This is a genomic window from Microbulbifer maximicatervae (SeqCode) (assembly GCF_052467385.1).
This window is the reverse complement of sequence record NZ_CP174311.1, coordinates 2254668-2279487: the sequence shown is the minus strand read 5'-3', so window position 1 is coordinate 2279487 and position 24820 is coordinate 2254668. Positions and strand designations below refer to the sequence as shown.

The 24820-nt window shown below is 54.4% G+C and carries 4 protein-coding genes; 1 reads left to right on the top strand and 3 read right to left on the bottom strand.

The window, feature by feature from the left end; genetic code table 11:
- Positions 1–31: 31 nt before the first annotated feature.
- A complete protein-coding gene (locus ACJJIR_RS09675) occupies positions 32–1336 on the bottom strand; it encodes a hypothetical protein (protein WP_444908176.1) in 1305 nt (434 codons plus the stop codon).
- A gap of 755 nt (positions 1337–2091) precedes the next feature.
- Here ACJJIR_RS09675 and ACJJIR_RS09670 point away from each other — a divergent pair.
- Positions 2092–2928, top strand: a complete 837-nt coding sequence (locus tag ACJJIR_RS09670) for a transposase (RefSeq protein ID WP_444908175.1) — start codon at positions 2092–2094, stop codon at positions 2926–2928.
- A gap of 611 nt (positions 2929–3539) precedes the next feature.
- On the opposite strand, the gene ACJJIR_RS09665 is transcribed toward ACJJIR_RS09670, so the two are convergent.
- Positions 3540–3779: a hypothetical protein gene (locus ACJJIR_RS09665; protein WP_444908174.1), complete on the bottom strand. Its 240-nt coding sequence runs from the start codon at positions 3777–3779 to the stop codon at positions 3540–3542.
- Entirely contained in the window at positions 3779–23401 is a 19623-nt protein-coding gene (locus tag ACJJIR_RS09660; protein ID WP_444908173.1) for a hypothetical protein, read from the bottom strand. Before ACJJIR_RS09660 ends, ACJJIR_RS09665 begins: the two co-directional genes overlap by 1 nt.
- Between the last annotated feature and the right edge of the window lie 1419 nt (positions 23402–24820).

The window sequence follows — 24820 nt, the reverse complement described above, 5'->3', positions numbered from 1 at the left end:
TTTAGTAAACTCGCATTTGCCCAGCCGGTCGCTAACTTATATAAAGATCATTACTCTCGGAAAACTCTCTCAATATCTTCATATATTTTTCCACATACTTTAGAGCACTTTCTTTGCTAACTAGCGGTTCGCAATATCCAAAAACGAACACCCCTTCTCCATCTATTGTACAAGTCACTAGCATGATCGGGTGTTCTCCATGTGTTTGTACCGTCATAACTACACCAAAGTCAAAGAACTCCAAAGGGCCCGTATACTCACCTATATCCCCTACATTGGATACGCAAATCCCAGAGGGAAAGTAACCTTTAGCAGTACTAGAATCTTTAGCCAAATGTTCAATATCAACAAGGCTGTAATCGGGCACAATTGGAGGTTTAAAAAAATTCCCTCGCCTCACCTGTAAATAGAATTTTCTTTGAATTAAACGTGCGAGGCTCAATAAGTCAAGACTAGTTTCATTTGATGATAAGGATATAGTTAGCGCAATTGTACATTCCCCAATAACATCCCGTTCTATCTGGTGTTTACACAAACATTGTGCATTTATAGGCAACATTAACTCTGCTTTTGAGCGAAAACCTGGTAATGACTGGGCGGCTATAATCGCAATAGCATTATAGATAGAGGTGACCTGCACATTCTCATGTTTTGAAAGTAAATACAAAAGAGAAAATAATTTTTTGGGTAGGACCCGGTACATAGAACATCCCTTTCGAAGGGAAGCATTTACTGCCTGCTCTACAGGCCACTTTGGAGAAATATCATTTCCGTCACCAACTGCCAACTGTCTTTTATTAAGGTGTTTTATGGAACTAACATAATCCACCACCGATTTTTTCATGATCGAAGCAGAGGATTCATCTTCAGCCCCGCCTCTCAAGTACCGATCCAAATCTCTAACTAGGAGTAATAAGGAGCGTCCATCCATGGCAGCATGGCTTACCATAAAAGCAATCCACTTTACTTCTTCATGCTCATTCACATAAACCGTGAAACGATAAGCATATTTATCCAGCTCAAGAACTTTACTTCCTAATCGCTTAAACTCTTCCTGATAATTTAAAGGCAATGCATCATGCTTTATTTCAAAAGGAATAGCTTTAAAAGCTACATCACAGAACCAATAAGCATGATGATTTTTTTCTACACGAGAACGGAGCATTGGGTGCAGATTATGGAGATATTCCATTCCCTTTAGTAATTCCTCAACACCCAGAGACCTACAGGTCCTGAAGAAGACGGCTAGTTGAACTGCACCGTTAGACTTTTCGGTCAACTCTACAAAGAGTGCTTCCTGAGCCCCAAGCTTCCGAAAAGGTTTTACTTTATTCATTGCAGGCTCTTCCCAGTCGGGAGATTACTGCCAATAGTATAGAACGAGGACGCGCTACACCCACGCAACATTTATAATAATCGATTCTACATAACTACAAGATTTGCACAAACCTCATAGATATCGGCGCCGTAGTTAATGGGATCCCTTTCCACCTATCTTTTTTGATGGTGTCTTTGTGGACCCCCATGCACTGTTACTTACTATCAACGCCGCTCAACATTCTCCGCTCAATAAAAACATATAAATGATAAGCAACAACTATAACTCCGACCATGCACCCCATCTGAATTGAGCCACTGCCTTTTGATTCTCTAAATCAAACAAAAATGAACACACATAAGCTATGACACTCGTTAAATCAATCAACATAACCATTTAAAATATGATCAACCAATAACCGCGTAATAAGAGCTTTTTAAGATTCACTAATACCAGCCCATTCTATTTGCTCTTACTATCATTACCCAGGCAGAATAACTTTTACTCCAGCTTCTTGTGGTCTCGACACCCATCAAAGAAAAAGGTTTAAACGCCTACTCCATTGACACAGCATGGAAACCTCACCAACATATTGTATATAAAAACAGTTAAACTTTGATTCTATGACCCTACCTCGATACTCGCAGATTTCTCTTGATAGAACACCTTACTACCACTGTGTCTCTCGCTGTGTACGCAGGGCATTCCTTTGCGGAAAAGATACCCTATCAGGACAGAACTATGAGTGCCGGCGCCACTGGATTGAGGCCAGAATGCAAAAACTGGCCGACATCTTTGCCCTTGATATCGCAGCCTATGCCGTAATGAGTAATCACTACCATGTAGTGCTCTATATTGACGCACACACAGCGAAAACTTGGTCCGATGTTGAAGTCATTCATCGCTGGCAAGAACTTTTTAATACTTCCAAGCTGGCTCAACGCTACATTCAAGGTCATACCCTTGATCACGGTGAGATGGGAAAGCTCAAAGAGCTTATTGCTCTGTGGCGAGAAAGATTGATGGATATCAGCTGGTTTATGCGCTGCTTAAACGAATCTATTGCTCGTAAGGCTAATGCAGAAGACAATTGCACAGGCCGCTTCTGGGAGGGGCGCTTTAAATCCCAGGCTTTACTGGATGAAAGAGCCCTTGCCGCTTGTATGGCCTATGTCGATCTCAACCCCATCCGCGCCAATATGGCAAAAACCCCTGAAGATTCTGATCACACCTCCATTCAACAGCGTATTCGCGCAGCAATCTCAGGCGAGCAGCCCAAAGAGCTACTGCCACTTGTGGGCGGTGAGCGACTAAATATGCCAAAGGGTTTACCCTTTCAGTTAGATCACTATCTAGAGCTTGTCGACTGGAGCGGGAGGCACCTAGATCTTAGAAAGCGCGGAGCCATTGCCGAAAATACTCCTCCCATACTTAAACGGCTGGGTATTTCACCTAAACACTGGCTGTATCTCAACCAAAATTTTGAAAGTCGCTTTAAAAGTTTGGTAGGGTCTGCTGAGGCCATACGACACGCTTGCAGGCAACTCGATAAACGTTGGGTACATGGCATAAGCGACTGTCGACGCTACTTTTCTGCATCACCTTGCTAACTCCCTTCCACTCTCTCGATACTATTTTCCATTTTTATTCAGAGGCGCAGTTTTTCTAAGCCCAAGCATAGATATTCTGAATTTCACCTCACCTTAACTATAAAGCAGAAAGAAATAGCCATCGGGACTAGCGCCAGCAACGCCGCTGGCGCCTTTCTCTAATCTATGGGTGTCTAGAATTGTTCCTAACTGGCTTCGCCGGACCCGACCCGTGCGGGACACGCACGAATCACCTACAGGATCTCCCGAGTTCCGCGCAAAAGACATCAGTACATGCATCAGGTCAATTGACTCCGGAGACCGATGTAGATACTCGCAAGAAACGTATCTACCTCTGTTGCCTTCCCCATCACCCAACAAGGTCGGCGATCTCAAATCTTGTTTTCGGAGCTCAATACTGAGCCTGCACCTTCCCCTGTCAACGCTTAACCCTGGCCGTTACCGGACAACGCCCATGACTCGGGGCCCCAGCGGCTTGCTAAACCTTACCGGGTAGAGGGCTTTCACCTCCAATCTTTTGCCGATTTAGCTCGGCGCACTGGGTGTCCTAGATAGTTGCTCTAGATAGTTGCCCTTAACGTAAAAATCCCAGCCAATTGGCTGGGATTTTTTCAAGATGCCCAATAGGTTTTATCGGGGAATTCACCCTGCCTCCAATGCTTCATGAGAGCAAAGCCTGCTCGCTGCGCCTGAGCCTCCCTCTCATCACCTTCTGCGGGTTCAATAATTAAAACATCCCCATTGTCTTTACGAATCTTTATTTTTCCAAATTGCTTACCCGTACTTCCATATTCATAAACGACAAATTCACCTTCGTCAGCAAATTTAACGACATGTATAGAAAAAGCCATTATGGTCTCCAGACTCTACCTGTACTCTCTGTTTTGTTGTGAGCAGTGTCATAATCAACTTTGAAGATTTTTTCAAATCTTGATTCAAAATACTCGTGCTGCAACAAAATCAGATCGTTATCTGTATGCGTACCACCCTGCAAGCGTTTCCAAGAATCTGCAATTTCAATATCTGGATGGAAACGGCCAACACTGCCGTCGCCTAGGATATGTGTATCGTCAAAAAAGACATGCTGCTTAATTCTTTCGACCTGAAATTCCGGCATGCCGGAGTTTTTAGCGATGGAAACAACATCAGAATTAGAATTCGATGCGCGAACAGCATCGTAGAAATTGACAGCCTCTGCTTCCGCTTTAAAGAAATCGTCAGCAGTAACTATTTTCCTTGCCCCTGTAGCTACTTCCACATTGTTTGGAACCCTCCCTCCCCCAGAAACCAACCCCCCAACCTCAAGATCAAACTTCGCCTCAACCGGAAGATACTCATAATTATCCCCCATATAAGCTCGCTCATCAAAACGACGTAGTTGATCGCTGAGACCTTCTGTTTCATTGAGCTTATTTAATGTTCGAAGCTTGGAAAGCTTAGACGCCCCAAAAGTAGCCACTCCCGCAGGATCAAGCACATAACTAGCAACTTCACCTCCTTCAAGGCCTATGGCCCCCGAAAGGGTTGTAGGCACACCAAAGAAAGAATCCTCCCCTATCAGTGAGTGATAGTCAGAACTCCATGGACTCAGGTGATCACTAAGCAACCCATGAGTAAAGATATTGGCACCCGCCTTACCTAAGAACTGTATGCCTTGCCAAGACTCATTAATGATTCCTTTTACAGACCATTCAGCCGTATCTAATAACGTTCCGTGCTCAGCATCCGCTGCAAGCCCAAGCTCACCTTTTAGCTGAGCTACTTCTAGTTCTCGTTGAACGCTGTAATCTCCTAGCGCTTTAGTACTCCCAGAAAAATCAGTCCCTCCCACACTCGCAAAATGCGAATTCGCAGCAGACGCTGCAACACCCGCATGGAAGTCATCCCAAACTGCCTGCACACCGGCCCTGGCCTGCAGGGTGCGTGCTTCATAATTTGCGATCTTCGCATCTAGCCGACTATTAAAACCGGCCGAGTGCATCATCACCTGCGTATTCCGCTGGATCACCGAACTGTTAGACCAGTAGTCCCTCTCACTGCCCCAAATATCACTTCGGCTAGCAATAACCTGTACAGTTTCAAGATCACCTTCGCGCCCTTGATAACCCGTAATTGTTGTTACGTGTGCATCAACGCGCTCCTGTAACTCGCGCTCTCTAGCACTGGCTTTTTCGCCACCAGTAACAGAAGCCGCATCCAGACCGCCGCCGGCAACCGGCTCACCATCACCGCCTAAGCGCTTGATCGAACTTTGAGCGACTCCTGCAGCAGTGGCAATTGCCACCCCACCCCAGTCAAAACTGTCGCCCCAGATAGCACTCTGCACTGACTCGTTGATCAGGGCACTGGTCAGCTCCCGGCCAATGTCCCCACCAAAAGTCTCTGCCCCCTGCATGACTCCGGCCAGTGCACCACCTCCGTCAGAGGGGTTTGCAAAGCCATCGGCGAGACCAGAACTGACTCCAGAGGCTACTGCGGAGGTGGCCACATTGCGCCAGCTAAAGCTCACGTCCTTGTTAAACGCTTTGTTGATGCCGTAACTGGTAACCGTACTACTCGCGCCCAGGATGGCGGAACCGGCCCAGTTCAGCCTGGTGGTGCCGCTGACCATTAGACTATCAAACCCTTGGAGGTAGCTGCCTACGCCCATAGTGGCAACCGTCGTCAAACCCCCAACGGCCGCATCGCTCCAGCTAAAGTCCTCTTGCATCCCGAGGCCAATTGCGGTTGCTTGACTGGCAACTGAACCAACGGCTCCGGCTGCAAAGGCTGTTGCTACTGTTCCTAAGCCAACGCCCATCCCACCAGTTAATAGCGCTGCTCCAGAACTCATGATGCTCCCAAACCCTGCACTTAACCCAGCCGTTAAAGCCCCCGCCGTAAATACCGTGGCCACCACCGCAACCACAATCACAAGGATCATACCCAGCGCACCACAGCCACCATCATCCACCGGCGGTGGCGGCGGCACATCCGGCAGGGTTGGGGCGGTATCCCCCATCTGCAGGGCACCGTCTACCGGGCGGAAGGTGTCGCTGTTGTTGTGGATATTGGTGACCACATTCGGCAGTTCGAGGCGCTGGCCTTTGGTCAGTACCTCGTCGCCCTTCATGCCGTTGGCATCGGCCAGGAGATACCACAGGCTGGAGTCGCCCCACACCGTGGCGGCGATGCTCTGCAGCGTTTCTCCACCCTGGGCTTCGTAGCTGGAGTAGCTGGCCGTGGGATAGTTGGGGTTGATCGGCTGGTAGTTCTGGTCGAAATCTGCCGATTGCACCGCCTGTACGTGATCGCCGTTGCTATTAAGGTGGCGGTTGCCCGCTCCTTCGGCCTCGGCTAGTGCTTTAACGTAGTCGTAGCGGCTCGGCACCTGGTCGTTGCCCACATCACCGACGGCGTGACCGTTGAAGTAGTAGAAGTGGCGCATCTCGCGGCCGTAGCTGCTCTGGCCGTCGTCGTTGATCTCTTCGCGCACCAGGGTGCGGCCTTCCTTATCGGTCACATAGGCGATGGCGCGCTGACCTTCGACGTCGTAGACCCGGCGAATATGGCCATTGCTGTCATAGGTGTAGAAGGCTTCGCCGTTCTCCCAGCTGTCGCGCTGCTTGGGGTGCAGGTCTTTATTCTCGGCTTTAATCCACACGGACTTGGTCTTGTAGCTATCCCACTTTTCGTAGGAGTTGTGCAGGGTAGTGACCGTGGGGGCGGCGCCGTCGTCTTCGGGATAGGCGCTGGTGACGGTGGTATCCACCGTCTGGCCATCACCGAGGAAGGTGTTGCGGCTGCGGGTCACCTCATTGGTGGCCATGCCGTTTTCATCGTACCGGGTGGTCTGATAACCGAGCTGGATACCATCGGCGTTGTAGTAGTTGTCGGTGGCGCTGGACAGTTTGCCGGCAGAGTCGTACTCGTAGTAGGCGGTGACCTGCCCCGCATCGTTATTGATGCGGCTGGCGCGCAGCACAAAGCCGCTGCCCTGGTCGATATGCACGGTGGTGAGGCGGCCGTTGCTGTCGTAGGCGTATTTCTCGCGGATACTGCCGTCGCTGGCGCGGCTGGCGAGATAGCGCTGGTCGAGACCGTTGTAGGCAATCGCGGTGCCGGTTTTACCCAGGACAATCTGGCCGTTTTCAAACTCGCCGAGGGTGAGGGTGAAGCGGTTGTTCTTGTCGTAGGTGTAGTAGAACGATTGGGTCTTGCCGTCGATGGTCCCGTCGAGATTGTCGACATAGCGGCCGTCGTAAACACTGCTGACGCTGCGGCGGTTGCCAAACACATCGAAGGTGTAGTCGATCTGGTAGGCGTTACCGTATTCGTCGTAGCCTTCGATATTGGTGATGCGGCCCTGTTCGTCGTAGGTGGCGTTGCTGTGCTGGTACACCACGCGGCCGAGGTTGTTGTACAGGTCGTTGGAGCGGTAGTAGAGCTCGCCGGTGCGATTGCCCGCTTTGTCGTAGCGGTATTCGGTAACGGCGGGGGCGACACCGTCGTTGGCGGCAGTCTGGTCGCCATCGGCGAGGCCGTTATTGCCGTAGTCGTAGGTGCGGAACAGGTTGCCGTTGTGGTAGTAGGTGTAGCGAATATCCTGGTTGTTGCGCGCCTCCCAGGTGCCGTCGCCACTCAGGGCGGTATTGCCGGTCTGGCGCGATAGCCAGCCGGCGTAGTTGTAGGCGTATTCGATACGGTGGCCGCCGAGGTCGTCGTGCCAGACGGCTTTGCCGAAGTAGTCGACCGCGTCGCTGAGTACATCCTCGTGGGAGGACTGGTTCCAGTCGGTGTCCACGGCGCCGCCCATACCGGACTTGGCGATAGAAGTGATATAGCCACCCAGCTGTACTTCATCGGCGGCGCCCTGTGCCTGCTGGCCGGTAGCGGCCAGTACATTGCGACTCACCGAGTCGCTCCAGGCGTAGGCGTAATCGGTGATCTTGCCGTTATAGCTCTTGTACTGCAGTACCCGGCCCATGCCGTCGTAGCGGTAGGTCTCCTGGTCTACCTTGCCACTGGCCGTGGCGTTACCGCTGCTGTTAAAGCTGGCATTCAACACATAATTGGTATCGTCGTAGAGGGCATTGCGGTGGCGGATGCGGTTGCCAAACTCGTCGTAGTCCCACTCGTCGTAACGATTGGAGGCGCTATAGCCATAGTCGATCGCCAGGGAGTTATCCTGGAAGCGATTCATTCGCACCAGTTGGTTGTTGGCGTCGTAGTGGTAGGCCACCTGGTAGTAAAGTGAACCGGTGCCGCTGCCGCGCTCATTGGCGTAATACACCCGCTGGCTGCTGCCCTTGAGGTTGCCGGCCTGGTCGTAAGCTTGGGTATCGTAATCCCCTATTCCGTCCTGGCTGGCAATCAATAAGCCCGCTTCATAGTCCTGCAGACGCACCTGTTGGTGCTGGGTGTTGTAGTTGGTAATTGCAGTGCGGGTGGCACTGCTGGCGCCGGCGGCAGCTTCGGCCCCCACCTTTTCCATCACCACTTCACCGAAGGCATTGACGCCGTATTCGGTGGCGGTGTGGGCGCGGAACTTCGTCATCTGCTCGGTGTAGACGTCCGCTTCCGGCTTCAGCTCTTTGGCCACATTGCCGCGCTGGTCGTACTCGTACAGGGTGGCGTTGCCGTTGTTGTCGATAGAGGCCACAGTTTCGCCGAAGGCGTTGTAGGTGGCATGGTGGGCGATCAGTGTCTCATCGTTGGCGGCACCGGTCAGTTGCAAGGCGATATTGCGGATGGCCTCGCGGTTGTACATTCCCACCTGTGAGTAAAAGACGGAGGTGTAGCTGTCGCCCTCGGAGGAAGCGCTGTGGGTATAGGTATTGGTAGTGACGGTTTTCTTTACCGCACTGGTGATGTTTGTCACCGTACCGCCACTGGCATTATTAAATTTGCCCTTGGCGTGATTCAGCAGCGTACCACTTTGGTTATTGCCGCTGTAAGCCCACAGTTCAAACTCCAGACTGGTGGCGCTGTTATTCATCGATGAGGTATCGACGTATACCCAGCTCTGCCCGGTGGGCACATCGACATATTTGGGTTTGCCATCGGCAACAAATTTAATCGACTCTGTGCCGGGAGGCAGATCGTAAACTTTGATCCGCTCCGGGGAGGTTTTGGTGATGCCACCACTGCCAGACTTGGCGCTATACGCCCCCCATTCCTGACCATTCGTGGTCATAGATATATCAATTGTCGAAATATTATCTGAAGGGTAAAGGCTAGTTGTGAATGTTCCATTTCTAGTAACGGCCACAGTACGGCGGTACCCATTCCCATACTCAATGGTTATTTCAGCTCCTGTAGCGTCACGTAGGCCAGATACCGTAAACTGAATATCCCACTTGTACTCTACAGGTTCACCGTTCCCCCCGCCAAATTGTATTCTTGTGATGCTGTCATAAGTAACCGTGACATCCCCATAGGCCTCCACTTTCCCCGGATAGCTCGCAGACTCAGCCCCTTCGGTGGCATATGTAGTCTCATGGACTTTCTTCGAGTCATTGTAAGCTAGGCTCACACTGCTCGAACTACCCTGCTTCGAGGAGCGGTAACCCGCGGACAGCCAAAACTTATTTACCTCCGGCAAGTGCTCAAGGCCAACCCCTTCCCCTGGCAGGCCCACACTGCCATTTAGGCTGTCGGCACTATCGCTGTACAGATCCACTGCGTGCAACACCAGTCCATCTGCGCTCAGGAATGTCAGCGATACTGCTGCCGCATTGCTGTTGAGCGCGATGTCCATACCATCGCTCCAGTTGTACTGGACGTTGTCCATCACCACTTGGCCACTGCTGTTCTTCGCCAGCACTTTGACCTTGGTGTTGTTGCCGAACACACTGGCCACATCGCTGCTGTCGAGACTCAGGGTGTCGCCATCTACCGACCAGTCCAGGCTCGGCATCACCTGCAGCGGGTTGTTCTGTGCATCTTCCAAAGCGCTATCTGCAGCGCTGTCATCCGCCTGCAGGAAGTCGCTGGTAATGTCGTAGTTGTAGGTATTGGTGGTGATCACCACTTCGCGCCAGCCATACTCGGTATCACCTACGGTCCGGGGTACAAAAATATGCACCTGCTCTACTACTTCGATACGGTTGGTAAACACGGTGATTTCCCGGCCGCTGTCGAGGGTGACTTGGCGGCTGGTGTAGTAGTGCCAGGTGTCCCGCTCGATATAGCCTTGTGGCTTAGGTAGCAATTCATCGGGATCTGGGGTGGGTGGGACGGGTGGATCGATACCAGGCGAGCCAATGCCGGACGAGTCGGTGCTAGATGAGTCGGTGCTAGATGAGTCGGTGCTGAGCAACGACTTACCAAGGGCGATACCCGGCATCAACTCGACAAGATCAGATTGCTGCTGGTCGGTGAGCCTTAGACCGTCTAGATAAAGGCGCGGGTCATCAGACTCTAGGTGCAACAGTTCATCGGTATTTTCAACCCAGGAACGACTGCTGTCCACATCAGTGGCGCCACCGGGGTTACTGGCGTAACCTTTACCTTCGCCATCTACATACCTTACATTGGTGCTATGTACGGTTGTCCGCTCACGCTCAGCGGGCATGCCGTATCTGTTCTCCGCAAAGGTATAGGTAGCGTTCGGCATACCGCTACTGAGGTCAAACCACTCTAAGGGGAAGCTGGTGTCCTTAACGCTGGCAGCTATCTTCGCATCACCAATACCTGTGATCCTTGGATCCGTACCCGCTTCACTGCCTATCGCATTGATCACCTCGGAGTCGTCGTTATTTACATCCCAACCTACATCCAGGTCAGGGTTATCGCTGGGCGTATCCAGCGGGGCTTCCACCACCGTAATCAGCTGGTCTTCCTGGTCGTACAGGCTGTACTTCCACTGGGTCTCACTCTGGGTGAGTTCGTTCATCGCCTGCCGCGCGGTTTGGATACCGTCCAGGCTGTCGTTGTTGATCGCGGTAATTTCTAACGAGGCATTGCCGTTCTGGTCGTACAGGTAAATACGCGGGGAGCCGTTGTCGGCGTTGGTTTTAAATAACCGCCCGAGTTCGTCGTAGACGTAGTACTCCTGGTATTTGCCGCCGATCACCGAGTCGCGCACGTCGGTATTAATGCCCTTGCCAACAATCTGGCCGTGGGTGTTGTAGGCAATATCGTGCTGTACCCGGCCACCCAGCTCGGTCTTATCGACGTTGTTGCTGCGGGCAATTTCGCGCCCGGCAGCGTCGTATTGCAGCCAGGTGATCACCTGGCTCCGGGCGTTGTCGATATTCGTCTGCGTCTGGCTCTGGTAGACGGCGTTGCCGAAGGCGTCGAAGTAGAAGCGGGTCTTGCCTTCGTAGTTGGCGTCACCACGGTTTTCCCGCGCGTCGCGGGTCTCCACCCGCTTGCCGATCATGTTGTAGTGATGGCTGGTAACCTGGCCACCGCTGTCGTTGTGCACTATCTCGGCGGTGCGGTTGCCGAACAGGTCGTAGCGGTAGCTGATGGTGCCGCGCACACTCTGGCCGCGGTAGTCGGTGTACTCGGCGCCGCGGGTTTGTACCTGCTGGCCGTACACGTTGTAGTCGACACTTTCCACGCGGCTGTCTGCGGCGTTTTCATCACCGTCGTAGCGCACGGTGGTCGTGGCCTGGCCGTTGCCGTCGTAGTCGTAGCGGGTGACCAGATCGCTGCTCACCTGGGTGATATTGAGGGCGGTGCCGGAGTTGCTGATGCGCGAGAAGGATTCACCTTTGATGCGCTCTTCCAGCAGCAGGCCGCGGCCGCTGTACACATACTCGGTGGTGCGCTCGTCACCGCTGGCGATATTCGCCACCAGGGCAGCGCGGTTGCCACCGTAGAGGTTGTCGAGCCAGGCGTGGCGGGCTTCGTTGTCGGCGGGGGCGCCGAGCTTGGCGAAGTCGAGGGCGTCGGCGTAGCGGGTCTGCGCGGTGATCTGGCCGAGGCCGTCGTAAAGATACTCAGTGACATAGCCGAGGCGGTCCACTTCCAGTACCCGGTTGCCGGCGCTGTCGTAGAGGGCGAAGCTGGCCTGGTCCTTGCCGTCGATCTGGATAATGGCGTTGCCATTGGCGTCGTAGAGCGCTTGGCTGCTCTGGGTGCTGCCGAGGCTAAAGCCGTTTTGCAGTTCCTGTTGGTCGCCGCTGGTGGAGTCCGGGTCCACCAGGTTGTTGAGATCGAAGAAGACTCCGGCATCGGATTCGGTTTTGGTCACCAGGTTGTTGGCGTTGTACTGGTAATGGGTTGTGCGCCCGGTAGTAAATTCGCTGCCCTGCAGGGCCTGGGCGTCGGTGCGCCAGCTCTCGCTGCTACTGAGGTTGAGGCCGCCGTTGACCGTGAGGCGCTGGTCGTAGCGGGTCTCGCTGCGCCGGTTGCCGGCGGCGTCGTAGGTGCTGTAGGTCAGGCCGCCGTCCGCATCCAGGGCGTACACCTGTTGATCCAGGCGGTTGTAGCTGTAGGCGGTCGCCTGGACCTGGCCGTGCTGGGTGCCGTTGGCGCTGCCGTCATCGTTCAAGCTGGCATTCTGCAGACCGCGCTGGCCTTCGTACACCAGGCGGCCGAGGGCGTCGTAGCGGCGCTCGGTTACCGTGCGCATCGGCACCGTGTCGATAGTGCCGTCAAAGTCGGCACTACTCTGGGCGTTGCCTGTGGCGCCGATAAAGGCGGGACCCAGCAGAGTCAGCAGCTGGCCGTTGTGGTCGTAGCGCATATAGCGGTTTTGGATGCCGTAGGCCGAGGTCTTCTCCTCCCCGGCGCTGACATCCCAGTAGTAGCCATCGCCCGCGAAGGTTTTATCGAAGGCGTTGTAGCTGTACTTGGTTATAGCGCGCACCTGGGTGGTGCCGGTGTTGTGATAGGTCAGCGTTGCAGCGTACTCCGGGCCGGTCTCCTGAATCACCCGCCCCTGGGCATCGTAGTGATAATCCGTGCGCGCGCCATTGGCGTCGATCACAGCGGTGCGGTTGCCGGCCTTGTCGTATTCATAGGTGGCGGTATTGGCGGTGGCGTGGCCGTTGACCAGGTCGTAGCCGTACTGGGTATTGCTCAGTAGCTGGCCGCGGTTGTCGTACACACTGGCGCTGTGGCGGTCGCGAATGGGGTCTTGCAAGTTGCCGAGCAAAGACTCCAAAGCGGCGCGGTCGAGCGCGGCAATATCGGTGCTGGCGGCCAGTGTCTGCGCGTAGGTGCGCACGTCGGTGGCCTGGCCGAAGGCGTCATAACGGTAAGTGGTAACGGCGCCATCCGGGGTCACCTGGTGGGTGAGCTGGTTGTTGGCGTCGTACAGGAAGACCCCGGTGTTGCCGTTGGGGTCGGTGGTGGCGACGATATTGCCAAAGGCGTCCAGTACCGTCTGGGTGCTGCCGCCGCGGGCATCGATTTCACCGACCTTGCGCCCCAGCTGGTCGTGCAGCTGCTGGCTGGTATAGCTGGGGCCCCGGGGGCTGACCAGTGTCTCCAGTTCGCCGAAGCTGTTGTAACCAAAGTAAGTGGTGGCCACTTGCTCGTCGGCACCCATCTCTTCTTCGGTCGGGCTCCGCTCCCAACCCGGCAGGCCACTGGTTTCTTTCACCAAGTGACCCAGCTGATCAAAATCGCGGAAGGTTACGCGCTGTTCGGCCAGGCCCTTGGCTTCGGTCGTGCGCCAGATTTCCCCAAAAGCATTGTAAGCATGCTCGGTCACCACTCCTGCACTATCGGTTTCTGTATTTAAATTACCTCTGGGGTTATAGATATAGCTGGTACGGCGATCCTGGGCATGGGCCAGGGTATTGGTATTGATAGCACTCGGGTCGGCATTTTGCGCTACCGCCTGGCTGTAGTGGGTCTCACTCAGCACCTGCCCCAGGGCGTCGTAACTCCAGGTGGACAGATAGCCCTGGGTCGTATTGCGCGGCACCTGCTTGTGGGTCAGGCGGCCGGCGGCGTCGTAGCTAAAGTAGGTCTTGAAGCCTCGCGGGTCGCTGATCTGGGTGCGATTGCCGAGGGCGTCGTACTGGTAACTCTCAACGTAATTTTGCAGGGCGCCCTCCGCCCACACCTTTTCAGTAAGGCTGGCTTTGCGCCCGGCGGCGTCGTACTGGGTGACGATCACCTGGTCGTGCTGGCTGCTGGCACTGATGGCCAGATCCGCGGCACTGAGGTCCGCCCAGCCGCTGGCGGCGGGTACAGCGATGCCGTTGGCATAGCGGATCACCGTCTCGGTGTCGTTGCTATCGTCGTAGCGGGTCTCGGTAACATAGCCGAGGCTGTCCACGGTGTGGGTGCGGCGGCCGGCGGCATCGTAAATAAAGGTGCTGTGGCGATTGTCCGCCGCTTGCGCATCCAGGTCAGCGGTGGTCTCGCTGGCGAGATTCAGGGCGCGGGCGTAGGCGATCTCGCCGACCACTTCACCGCGGCTGTTGTACAGGCTCTCGGTGACATAGGCGTATTGCACCCCACCCTGTTCGAACAGCCGCAGGGTATGGGTCTGGCGGCCGGCGGCGTCGTACTGGTAGCGGGTCTCGCGATCGTTACTGGTGTCGCGCACCAGGTCGTCCACAGTTTCGCTGGACGGATCTATCCTGTCGGCATAGCGGATCACGGCGCTGACACGCCCGCTGCTGCTGTACACCGTCTCCGTCACATATCCCAGGGCGTCGATGCTGTGGGTCAGCTGGCCGTCGTCGTTATACACATAACGGGTGGTGCGATCCCACTGGGTAGCGCTGACCAATGCTGTCAGTGAACCCATGTCCAAGATTGCCGGCATGGCATAGGCACTCCCATGCCCCGTGCTGAGTGTGAGCTGCCCGGCGGCATCGTACTGCTTCTCGCTCACGATATATCGCATGCTGGCATTGCTAAAATACATCGGACTCAGCACAAAGCGCTCACGGCCCAGCTCGTCGTAGACAAAGTAGGTGCTGTGCCCCAGGGCATTGGTCATCGCGGTGCGGTTGCCGGCCTGGTCGTACTCGTAGCGGGTGGTGATGGCGAGGCCATTGGGGTCGAGGGTCTCGCTCAGTACCCGGCCCAGCTCATCGTAGCTGTAGGCGGTGGTGCGCTTGATACTGGCGCTGCCATCGATACCGCCACTGAGGCTGCCCTCCTGCACTTCCAGCACATTGCCCTGGCCGTCGTAGCGGTACTGGGTCAGCAAATTAAGGCCGGAGCCATCGCTGCTGGCATCGACAATTACCCGGCTCACGCGGCCATTTTTATCGTACTCGGTGCGAGTTGCGCTGCCGCTGGCATCCACGGTTTCCTCATAGCGGTGGCCGTAGCGCTGGGTGGTGGTCAGGTTGAGACCGCCCACGTCCTGGGTGCGGGTCAGTACCCGGCCCTGGGGGTCGTAGGTTAATTCGGTGCGCACGCCGCTGGCGTCGACACTGGCGGTGAGTTGGCCGGCGGCGTTGTACTCGCTGCGGGCGCTGTTGCCGAGGGCATCGGTGGTGTCGGTCAGGTTGCCCTGGGTGTCGTAGTCGTAGCGCGCCTGGCGCAGCCAGCTGTCTCCAACCTTGATGGAGACTTCGAAGGTCTCGCCGTGGACATTGCTGACGGTGCGGGTCTGCACGCCCTCCGGGGTGGTGACGGTCTGGCTGCGGTTGGCGTCGTCGTATTCGTAGCGGGTGCTGCGGTTCAGCGCATCGGTGCGGGTCAGTACCCGGCCGAAGGCGTCGTAGCTTAAGTGGGTCTGCTGCGCCAGGGCATCGGTCTGGGTCAGCAACTGTCCCAGGCGGTCGTAGGCGTAGTGGGTGCTGTAACCCCGCGCATCGGTACTGGATACCGCTTCACCGAAGGCGTTATAGGTGGTCGCAGTGCTTACGCTGGCATAGGCGCCGCTGCTCAGTTGCGCGCTGCTCGTTTCCAGTTCGCCGCGGCGGCTGTAGCTAAAGTCGGTGACTGCCTGGCGGCTGTTGGCAACATCTATCGCCTGGCTCAAGCGGGTGCGCTCGCCGAAGGCGTTGTACTGGGCTGTAGTGATAAAACCTTCGCCATCGGTGCTGTTGTCCACCAACCCGCGCTGGGTGTAGACGGTGCGGGTGACGGTGTCTTCACCATCGGCGAGGCTCGCCGCCAGGTTGTCCAGGGTGGCGGCATCGCCGGCCAGGCCCAGGTTGTTAAACGCCGTATTGCTGAGGCGGCTGGCGTACTGGCGGGTGCCGGTCACTTCACCGAAGGCGTTGTGGCTGAAGCTGCTCAGCTGCCACTCGAGGCTGTTATTACCGGGGTTGAATACCGGTGCCAGGCTGTATTTCAGCAGGCCGTCGGCACTGTAGGCAAAGTGGGTGGTATAGCCGTTGGCATCGGTGCTGCTGATGCGGCGACCGCTGTCATCGTAGCTGTGACTCAACACCACCCGGCCCTGGTGGTCCCGCTCGGCGATCACCCGGCCCTGGACGCCGTACTCCAGCTGGTAATCCCGCGCCTCGCTGTCGTTGGCACTGAAAGTGGGGTCGCCCTGGTAGTTGTCCAGGTAGTTATCCAGGATCGAGCCGCTGGCCATAATGCCACTGCGGCTGCTCGCCAGCTGACCGCCGGCGGTGTAGGTAAAGGTGCTGGTGTTGCCGGAGGCATCGGTGGCGTGGGTCACCTGGTTGCGCCCGTCGTAGCGCCATTCGCTGATGCGGTCGGCGCCGGAGGCCTGCGGGCGCAGTTGTCCTGGGATATCAGTACCCGCGGCTTCGAGGGTGTCGGTGAGGATTTCTACGGCACCGATACGGCCATCACCATGCAGCGCAAACCAGTTGATATCATTGACCACAACCTCACTATCGAAATAGGCCACATCCGCAAGGATATCCCCTTCAAAAGTCCGCCAGTTACCGTCCAGGTACTGATCTTCCAACGGGAAAACATAGAAAGTTGTGCCCGAGCTAACGTAGGTAAATGGCTCCGTAGTACTGGAGCGATAAGAGACGTAAGCGGCCCCCTTTGAGGTATTCAGGTTGTAGTACAAATGACCAGAGGTCAGTTTCAGCTCTGTTTGTACTCCAGTAATACCTTTAATGTCCCAGTTTTCATGCTGACCACTACTGTTCTTATCGCGAACCCGGAACCCAATGCTATTGCCATTGCGGTCGACGGCAATTACCTCCCGCTGCAAGTCCGCATCGTAGACCTTGCTGACACTAGCCTCCTCTACATTGGTGCCATAGATCTCCCACAACCCGACATCCAGATTATTCTGGTCGTTAAAACGATGCCGCACAAAATCCACTCCAGCCAGACTGAGCCGTGCGGGATCCCCCTCCACTGCCGCTAAAGCGCTGTCCAGATCCCCTAGAGCCGTGGCGTACTGAGTGCTCTTCACCCGGTTGCCGGCTACATCGTATTCGTGCTCGGTGACATAGCCTTCGGCATTGATCTCCGCCACCTCGCGGCCCTGGCCGTCGTAGAGCCAGTAATTGCTGCGATCCGCCGCCGGGTCTGCGGCGGGGCGCAGGGTCTGCAAGGTGCCGCTGTTGAGCCAGTGGCTGCTCTGTTCGTAATCCGCTACACGGTTGGCGTAGCGGGTACTGGATACCAATTGGCCGGCGCGGTTGTAGCGATACTCGGTGAGATAGCCCTCCGCATCCAGGGTGGCGGAGACCCGACCGGCATCGTCGTAGAAGCTGCGCCCAATGCGCGCATCTGCCAGGTCCACCCCGGTGGCCGTTGCGCTGAGTGCCTGGGTATAGCTCTCGCCGGCGGCCAGGGTAAAGCGCCCCACCCCGCTCTTGCTCACCGGGACGCCGTCCACATCCAGGGTGTAGGACAGCTGGTACTCATACACGCCGTTGGCGTGGACATCTTTGTCCAGTTCCACCGCGCCGGTGGCGGGGTCGAGGGACAGTGCTTCCCACTGACTGCTCCCCAGCGGGCGGATCGACAGGCTCACCCCGCTGGCGCTGTAGGCTTCATCCAGCCCCAGGGTCAGCTGTGGGTTGGTCACCGACTGCAGCTGGCGCCCCACCTGCTGTTGGAAGGTGGCATCCACTTGGCTGCTGCCGTCGATATAGTGGCGGGTTACCTGCACGCTGTAATCACCGTCGGCGAGGGCCTCGCCCACCAGCAGGTTGAGGCGCCCGGCAAAGGAGCCGTCGCGCAGGGTGGCGGGATCGATCCAGGTTTGTGCCGGCTGTGCGCTGATGGGGGAACCGGTGGCGTTGTCGATTACCACGGTTTCCAGGTAGGCGATGTCCGCCGCTTCGGCGGCGCTCAGGTAGCCTTCAAGGGCATAGCCTTCGGCGCTGCTGCGCTCATAGCTGGGTAGGTCCCAGCTGGCGGATTCGGTACCGCTGTCGTTGGCGGCAAAGGTGCCGGACAGGGTGCGCAATAGACGGTCGTTATCGCTGAGGCCGTTGCCGTCGGCATCGCGGTAGGTGGCGATACGGTATTCGTAGTCGCCGGACAGTTCATAGCCCAGGTTGGCAGTGAAGTCACTGCCGTTTTGGTTGACCAGAGTGCTTTGCCAGCTCTCACTGCCAACCCGGCGGTATTCAAAATGAGTAACCTCTGCCGCTGTTCCACCTTCAAATATGCGGAAATTACGAAAGCTGCTATCCCCCAGCTCCCGGTTTATATCTTTATCATTGGCAAAATAGAGCGTTGAATGCTCACCCAGAAACTGCGCCCCCAATTGGCCAACCGGGATGCGGTAACGCACCCAGCCATCCCCGACAGAGTACGTTTTATAGGTGGAGTTCATCGTTGACACATTTTGTGTGCCGGCTAGCTGTATAAAACCCTGGTCTTGATACTCCCCATCAACATCAAACCCGAAACCCTGGATTTCAGCTGCTGAGTCACTTCTAAACTCCAGCTCAACAATGGTGTCTTCTGTAATCGTGTAATCAAAAGCGATGCCTTTCCAGGCGTTGCCGGTAAAACGCAGTGTGTCGCCATTGGCACTGACGGAGTAGGACCCGATACCGTCTTGGGTCCCCTCTCTCGGGTTATCAATAATGCTAACGCTATTAAAATTAAAGTTTTCCCCGGAGGAGTTGGCGGTGGTCAAATCATCAGACCACTGAAATATTTGATCCTGCGCTGACTGCTCTCCCACTTCTACCGGGAAAGCCGCTCTCACACTGCTGCTACCATCGTCGTAGTGCAGGGTTAAGGTCACGCTATAGGCCTGCCCCGCTGCCAATTCAGAACCTATCGCTAAATTGACTTCGCCGTTGTAACTGCCAAACAATTGCGGATAAGTTTCAGCAGTGGAGACCAGCTGGCCATTGCTGTCTTTAACCTGCGCGACAATTTTATTGAGGGCGGGGTCGCTGCCGATAGAGACCGGATAACCAGTAATAGCGTGACCACTGCCACTTTGCAGGGAGACTACGGTGTACTCGAAATCGAAACTGCTGGCTTTGGTAACACCTTTACTCACTGTCAGCGATGGGCTACCTGTGGTTTGCTTTACGGTTACACCATTTTGTTCATAGCGAATACGGAAGTTATAAGTGCCCTCTAAATCAGCTTTGTCATCTACATCCCCGAGGATCACTTTGAGATTATTGCCATCTTCTAATACCGGTACGGATTGCCAGGTATCGGGAGACACTTCATATTCAAAGATAGTTTTATCACTGCTCACCGGGCGCGAGCTTACCGGCCATTGGAAACTGGTGGGGTGGTGTTCGGTTTGGGTGCCGATTTCGTAGTCGAAAGTATAGGAGTCGATCTCATCGCCATCAATGTTATAAGTAGTCACCTCCACTTCATAACGGCCTGAGCCTAATACTCGATCAATATCTAAATTTAAGTGGCCGTCATAGGAATAATCATTCGGATTCTCACTCTTGAGCCATTCAAGATAATCGGCCGGGTAGGTCGAGGCGGTAGATATCAAAGCGTCATTTTTCTTATCCAAAACCCGCACATCGGCACGGGAAATTGTGCTCGCTAACGCTTCAGAAAAATACCCCAAGACTTCTGTTGAAGAGCTTTTTTCAACATAGCGGACAGATTCAAATTCAAAAATAGCATCGGGCGTACTGCTATCCGTGGTTTTTCCATCTTTATCAATTGTAAATATTCCAGCAGCCGACTTTACCAATACCGGATTATCGTCGGTGCCGCCGACATACTTTATCAAATACTCATAGTCACCATTGTTGAGTGGCTGCAATGAAACAGTATGATTCAAGCTATTTTCAGTCGGTCCAACATCTATCCACGGTCTATCACTATCCCCTGCTACACGATATTGAAACAATACAGAGGCATTACCTGGGTGGGTAGATAGCGGCCAAGTTATCGTTGTTTCCTCATATTCAGGTTTTTTACCAATATAGAAATCCAGTACTTTTGTAGCAACAGACTGATACTCAATTGAAGAATCCCAACCACCCATAGGCGAAGGAATAGACGTTGTTACAATCTCTTCAACTTCCACCTCTACTGTGTAACTCCCATCAGGGAGATTATTTCCGTAATGATTTGTAAGAAATACGGTACCATCCCAAGTGCGCACAGGATGATTGTAAGAAAAGGTTTCATCATACCCACTAGGTAAACTGCCATCGCTGCGAGTCACCGTTACATTGATTCGAAACCCTCCAGAGAAAGGGTCAGAGGCAGTTATCGGGGAGCCAAATGCCCCAGCTTCAATCTTTGTACTAGTACTGGTGGAAGTTATGTAAGGATGCTCTGGACCACTTGCTGTTATTGGAGTAACAACACTCAGTTTACGGTTATCCGTATCCGTAAACTGCTCCGCCACAATCGCCGTGCTGGCATAGGTATAGGGCTGTACCGGCGGGCGGGTATAGGCAGTAGTAATGGCACTGCCACTCACCGTGTCTATCTGTGTATTTTCGACTCGCGCATTGCTACTGCCACTTAACGTGTAAAGGTTTTCTGCCGGGCGCGTGGTGGCAGATTGGCTGAGATCGATACTGCCGTTTTGATTGACAATACTGCGCTGGTTAAAGCCGAGGCTATCCGCTTGAGCGTAACTCTGCTGTGGGTCCAGCCATTGGGTGGCACTGTCACTGGTAACGTTGAGGTGGGCGTTACTGGCGGCGTACTTTGCCGCTAGGGTGTCTGTGGTTTCTCCCTGAGGATTTTGTATTTTTACATCGTACTGGGTGGTGCGCAGCACCTGTCCCTGGGCGTTGTATTGGGTTTCGCTCAGGTAGCCTTCGGCATCGATAAAAAAGCGAACCTGGCCGGCGGCGTCGTAGTATTGATAAGTGCTGCGATCACTGTCGGGAATCGCTGTGGGGCGCAGGTCTGCCAGGGTAATACTTTGATCGATACCGATCACTTGGCCGTCGTTGTCTTTCTGCAACAAACTCTGCAATTGGCTGCTGCTGAGTCGGTTGGCGTAGTGGGTGCTTTGTACCTGACGGCCTTCTTCGTCGTAGTGGAATTCGGTGATGGCGCCGGAGGCGCTGATCACGGCTACCATCTGGCCTTTGTCGTCGTAGAGGCTGTGGCTGATAGCGCCGATCGCGTCCTGGGTGGCGCGGATACGCCCGAGGGTGTCATAGAAGAAGCGGGTTTCACCGAGGGTGGCATTGCCGTTGGTGGTGTCGTGGCGGATTTCGCTGATCAGGCTGCCGTTGGTGGCGTAGCTGCGGGTGATCTGCAGGCCGTCGGCGTCGGTGCTAATCACCTGCGATTGGGCGTCGCTGTACAGGGTGGTGCTGGTATGCCCTTCGGCATCGGTGCTGCTGAGCAGCCGGCCGAGGCCGTCATAGACGTAGCTGGTTTTATAGCTGCTGGCATCTTGCGCGCCGCCGCGGGGGTCGACGGTGCTGCGCAGTTGTCCGTTGGCGTCGTAGACCGTGTATTGGGTGGATTCACTGCCGTCGGCAATGCCCTCGCCGTCACTGCCCACGGCGCTGTAGGCGGTCACACTGTAGACCTGGCCGCGGAAGTCCAGGCGGGTGTCGCTTCGGCGAGTGGCATTGTGCAAGCTGTTGGCTTGGATATCACTCTGGGTGTTTTGCACCCAGCTGGTGAGGGTGCTGTAGGCAAAGTCGACGGGGTTTTCGGCACTCGCTTCGCTGTAGTTGGCGGCGTCGAATTGGTCGAAGTAGCCGTGTTGTAAGTAGGTAATGCCGCTGACGGTGCGGGCGGGTATGCCGTGTTCGGCATTCTGTGCGGCATCGCTGTAGCGGGTTTCCTGTACCGTGCCGTCGTGGCCGACCACAAAGCGCAGGCGCTGCTGGTCGTCGTAGACATAGTGGGTAACCCGGGCTTCGCTGGGTTGCTCGGCGCCGGCACCATCGGGGTCCGGGCGCAGGTAGACCGTTTCTTTGCTCAGCTGGTTGGCACTGTCGTATTCGCGCTCGACCGTATTGCCCTGGGCGTCGCGCACCAAAGTCTGGTTGCCGCGGCTGTCGTATTCATACGTGGTGGTGTCACCACTGTAGTCGGTGAGACTCAGCAGGTTGCCGTCGGCGTCGTAGCGATATTGGGTCAGTTCGCGCACGCCGTTTTGGTCGGCGGGGGCTTTCATCTCGATAATGCGCCCGGCGCTGTCAAACGTCAGTTCGGTTTGTACCCCTGTCCAACTGCCACCACCGGCTTCCGGGTTGTCGATTTGGGTGATCGTGGTCTTATTGCTGCCCAGGTCGTAGCTGTAGGTGGTGATGCGGCGGTCGCTGTTATCAAACTCCAGCGCCATGCCACTGGAGGCTACCCGGCCGCTGTGCACTTCGGAGATACGGTAATCCCCCTGCCCGTCCACATCCGTATAGTAAAAGCGCATCAGGCTGCCATCACTTTGCAGCACCGTGGCAACGCGGGTGCTATCACCGTCGTATTCGTAAGTGGTGGTGTACACATTGCCGTCGGCAATACTGCTGTCCTGCGGGGACAGGTCGACGGTAACGGTTTCCAAACGGCCTTGGGCGTCGTAGCTGTAGTGCAGGCGCTGCTCTGTGGTGCCGTCGCTGCTGACAGTCACTCCGGTAACGCGAGTGCCGCTATAGGTAATCGCGAGTGTCTGGCCTGCGGCGTCGGTAACCGTGTCCACCAGACCACTGCTATTGTGGCCAAAAACGACTTGGCGGCCTTCGGCATCGACACGGGCCACCATTTTCCAGTTGCCGTTGATACTGCCGTAGACTTCTTCAACGCGACTGGAGCCCTCGCGCCAGACCCACTGGTTGTTGCCGCTGTCGAACAGAATCTGGTCGTGGGCGCCGGCACCGTCAGAAGAGATATAGGCCTGTAGGCTGGCATCGTAGCGGTAGATGGTCTCGGCCCCATCACTGCCGATACGGGTAATCTGGCTACCCGGCTGATTAGGGGTGCCGACCAGATTGGTCAGCTGGTTGGAAAAGTTAAAGCGGAAGCCATCGTTGTTGTCGCCATCCAGTTGCCCCTGGCTGTTGTAGGTGCGGAGCAATGACAGATCCAGGCCTGAGGCCGCGACAAATTCATCCTGCTGGCGCAGTACCAGATTGCCGGTGGAGGCGTTGACATAAATGGATTCACGTCCCTGCCCGAAACTTGCCGAACCCACCCCTGCCTGTGTGCTATTAAACAGACCCAGAGCTTCCCCACTGATAACGGCGACCATAGCTTTACCCTAAAATATCTAACCTGTACTGACGTGCTCACCCTGAGATGTCGTCAGTTTCTTGCTTTCGTTTAGATATATATCCAGGGATTACTGGAAATCGTTCAGGAGAAAGTTCAGTTAACAACTGGAAATGTGAAGCGCATCACAAAAAGTAGGCAAACTTAAAATCACACGGCCAGCCGAATCCAATTCTAAATCTACCCCCACCACAACTGCACTTCACTCTTTATATGCTTCAACTCAAACCAGAGATGAATTTAGGCTAGACCTAAAATACCCAATATAAGGACGTCGCAATCGCTTAAGCTTATTACCACTTAGTATCAGGAGAAACGCTAAATCATATACCCTTGCAACCTAAAAATAATAACTGATCACGAAGCTGATCAATGGCAACTAGTGTACTTTGATAATAGTCAGAGCAGATATTAACAAAAACAATCTTTCCACCTTCCGCCACGATCTCTCCCGCAACTGCAGTTAGAAATGTCGGTTGGACAAAGGCAAGCCTTAGATAAAAGTAACTTGGATACAACTCCCATCTTTATTCATAACGTAAATAGCGGTTCTACCGTTATAGTCATCTAGATACGATGCCCACTTAATATCAAAAAGCTTGCTAGTAGAATGACAAACCTCTCCACCCATCACAGGTAGCTTTACCCCCTTTCACTGAGCATTGGTATAGCAAATGACATATGCAGGGAACATATACTTATCTTTTCACACACTTTATATCTTTACCCCTGCATTTTGAATAAAGCTCAAAAAGCCTGCAACTTTATACTTTTGGATTCCCATACCAAGCAACACTAGAGCTGCTTTCTTTAGCGCAATTCGTAGCGCTCACGGTAGGAATCCACTGGGAGACACCTCCCTCTATAATCCTTACACGTATTCTCGCCTAGCCACTAAGGGAAAGACCGAAATCTAGAAAGCATTCTGGTGTTATATTTACACTATCATGATAAGCCATACGGTTTGAGCGATTGGCCACAATAGATAGTCGTTAAGGTTATAGTAATAATTTTCTTTAAATTCTTCATAGCCATTACCCTTGCCTCCCCCCCTAAAACCTAGCCGGAAGGGAAAGTACAATATAATCGAGGCTCGCTGTGAATACATCTTGTAAGCCCACAATTGACATCTATACCTAATGCAATACCGAGCGCACGTTGTTTTTCCCTTACAAACTTAGTTTATACAGACTTCAAAATTCATATCCTAAAATGAGCAACCCGAATCATCTATATATCGAAACTTCATATTGTATTATGGGTGAGGGAAACCATCTCATACGAGTTACTTCCTTGATCAACAATATAATCTTTATGACTCCCTCAAAGCCTTAGCTGTCAAACATGAGGGATTAGAACTCAAAACAAACACATCACCAACCTTGGAAAGCAACTCCAA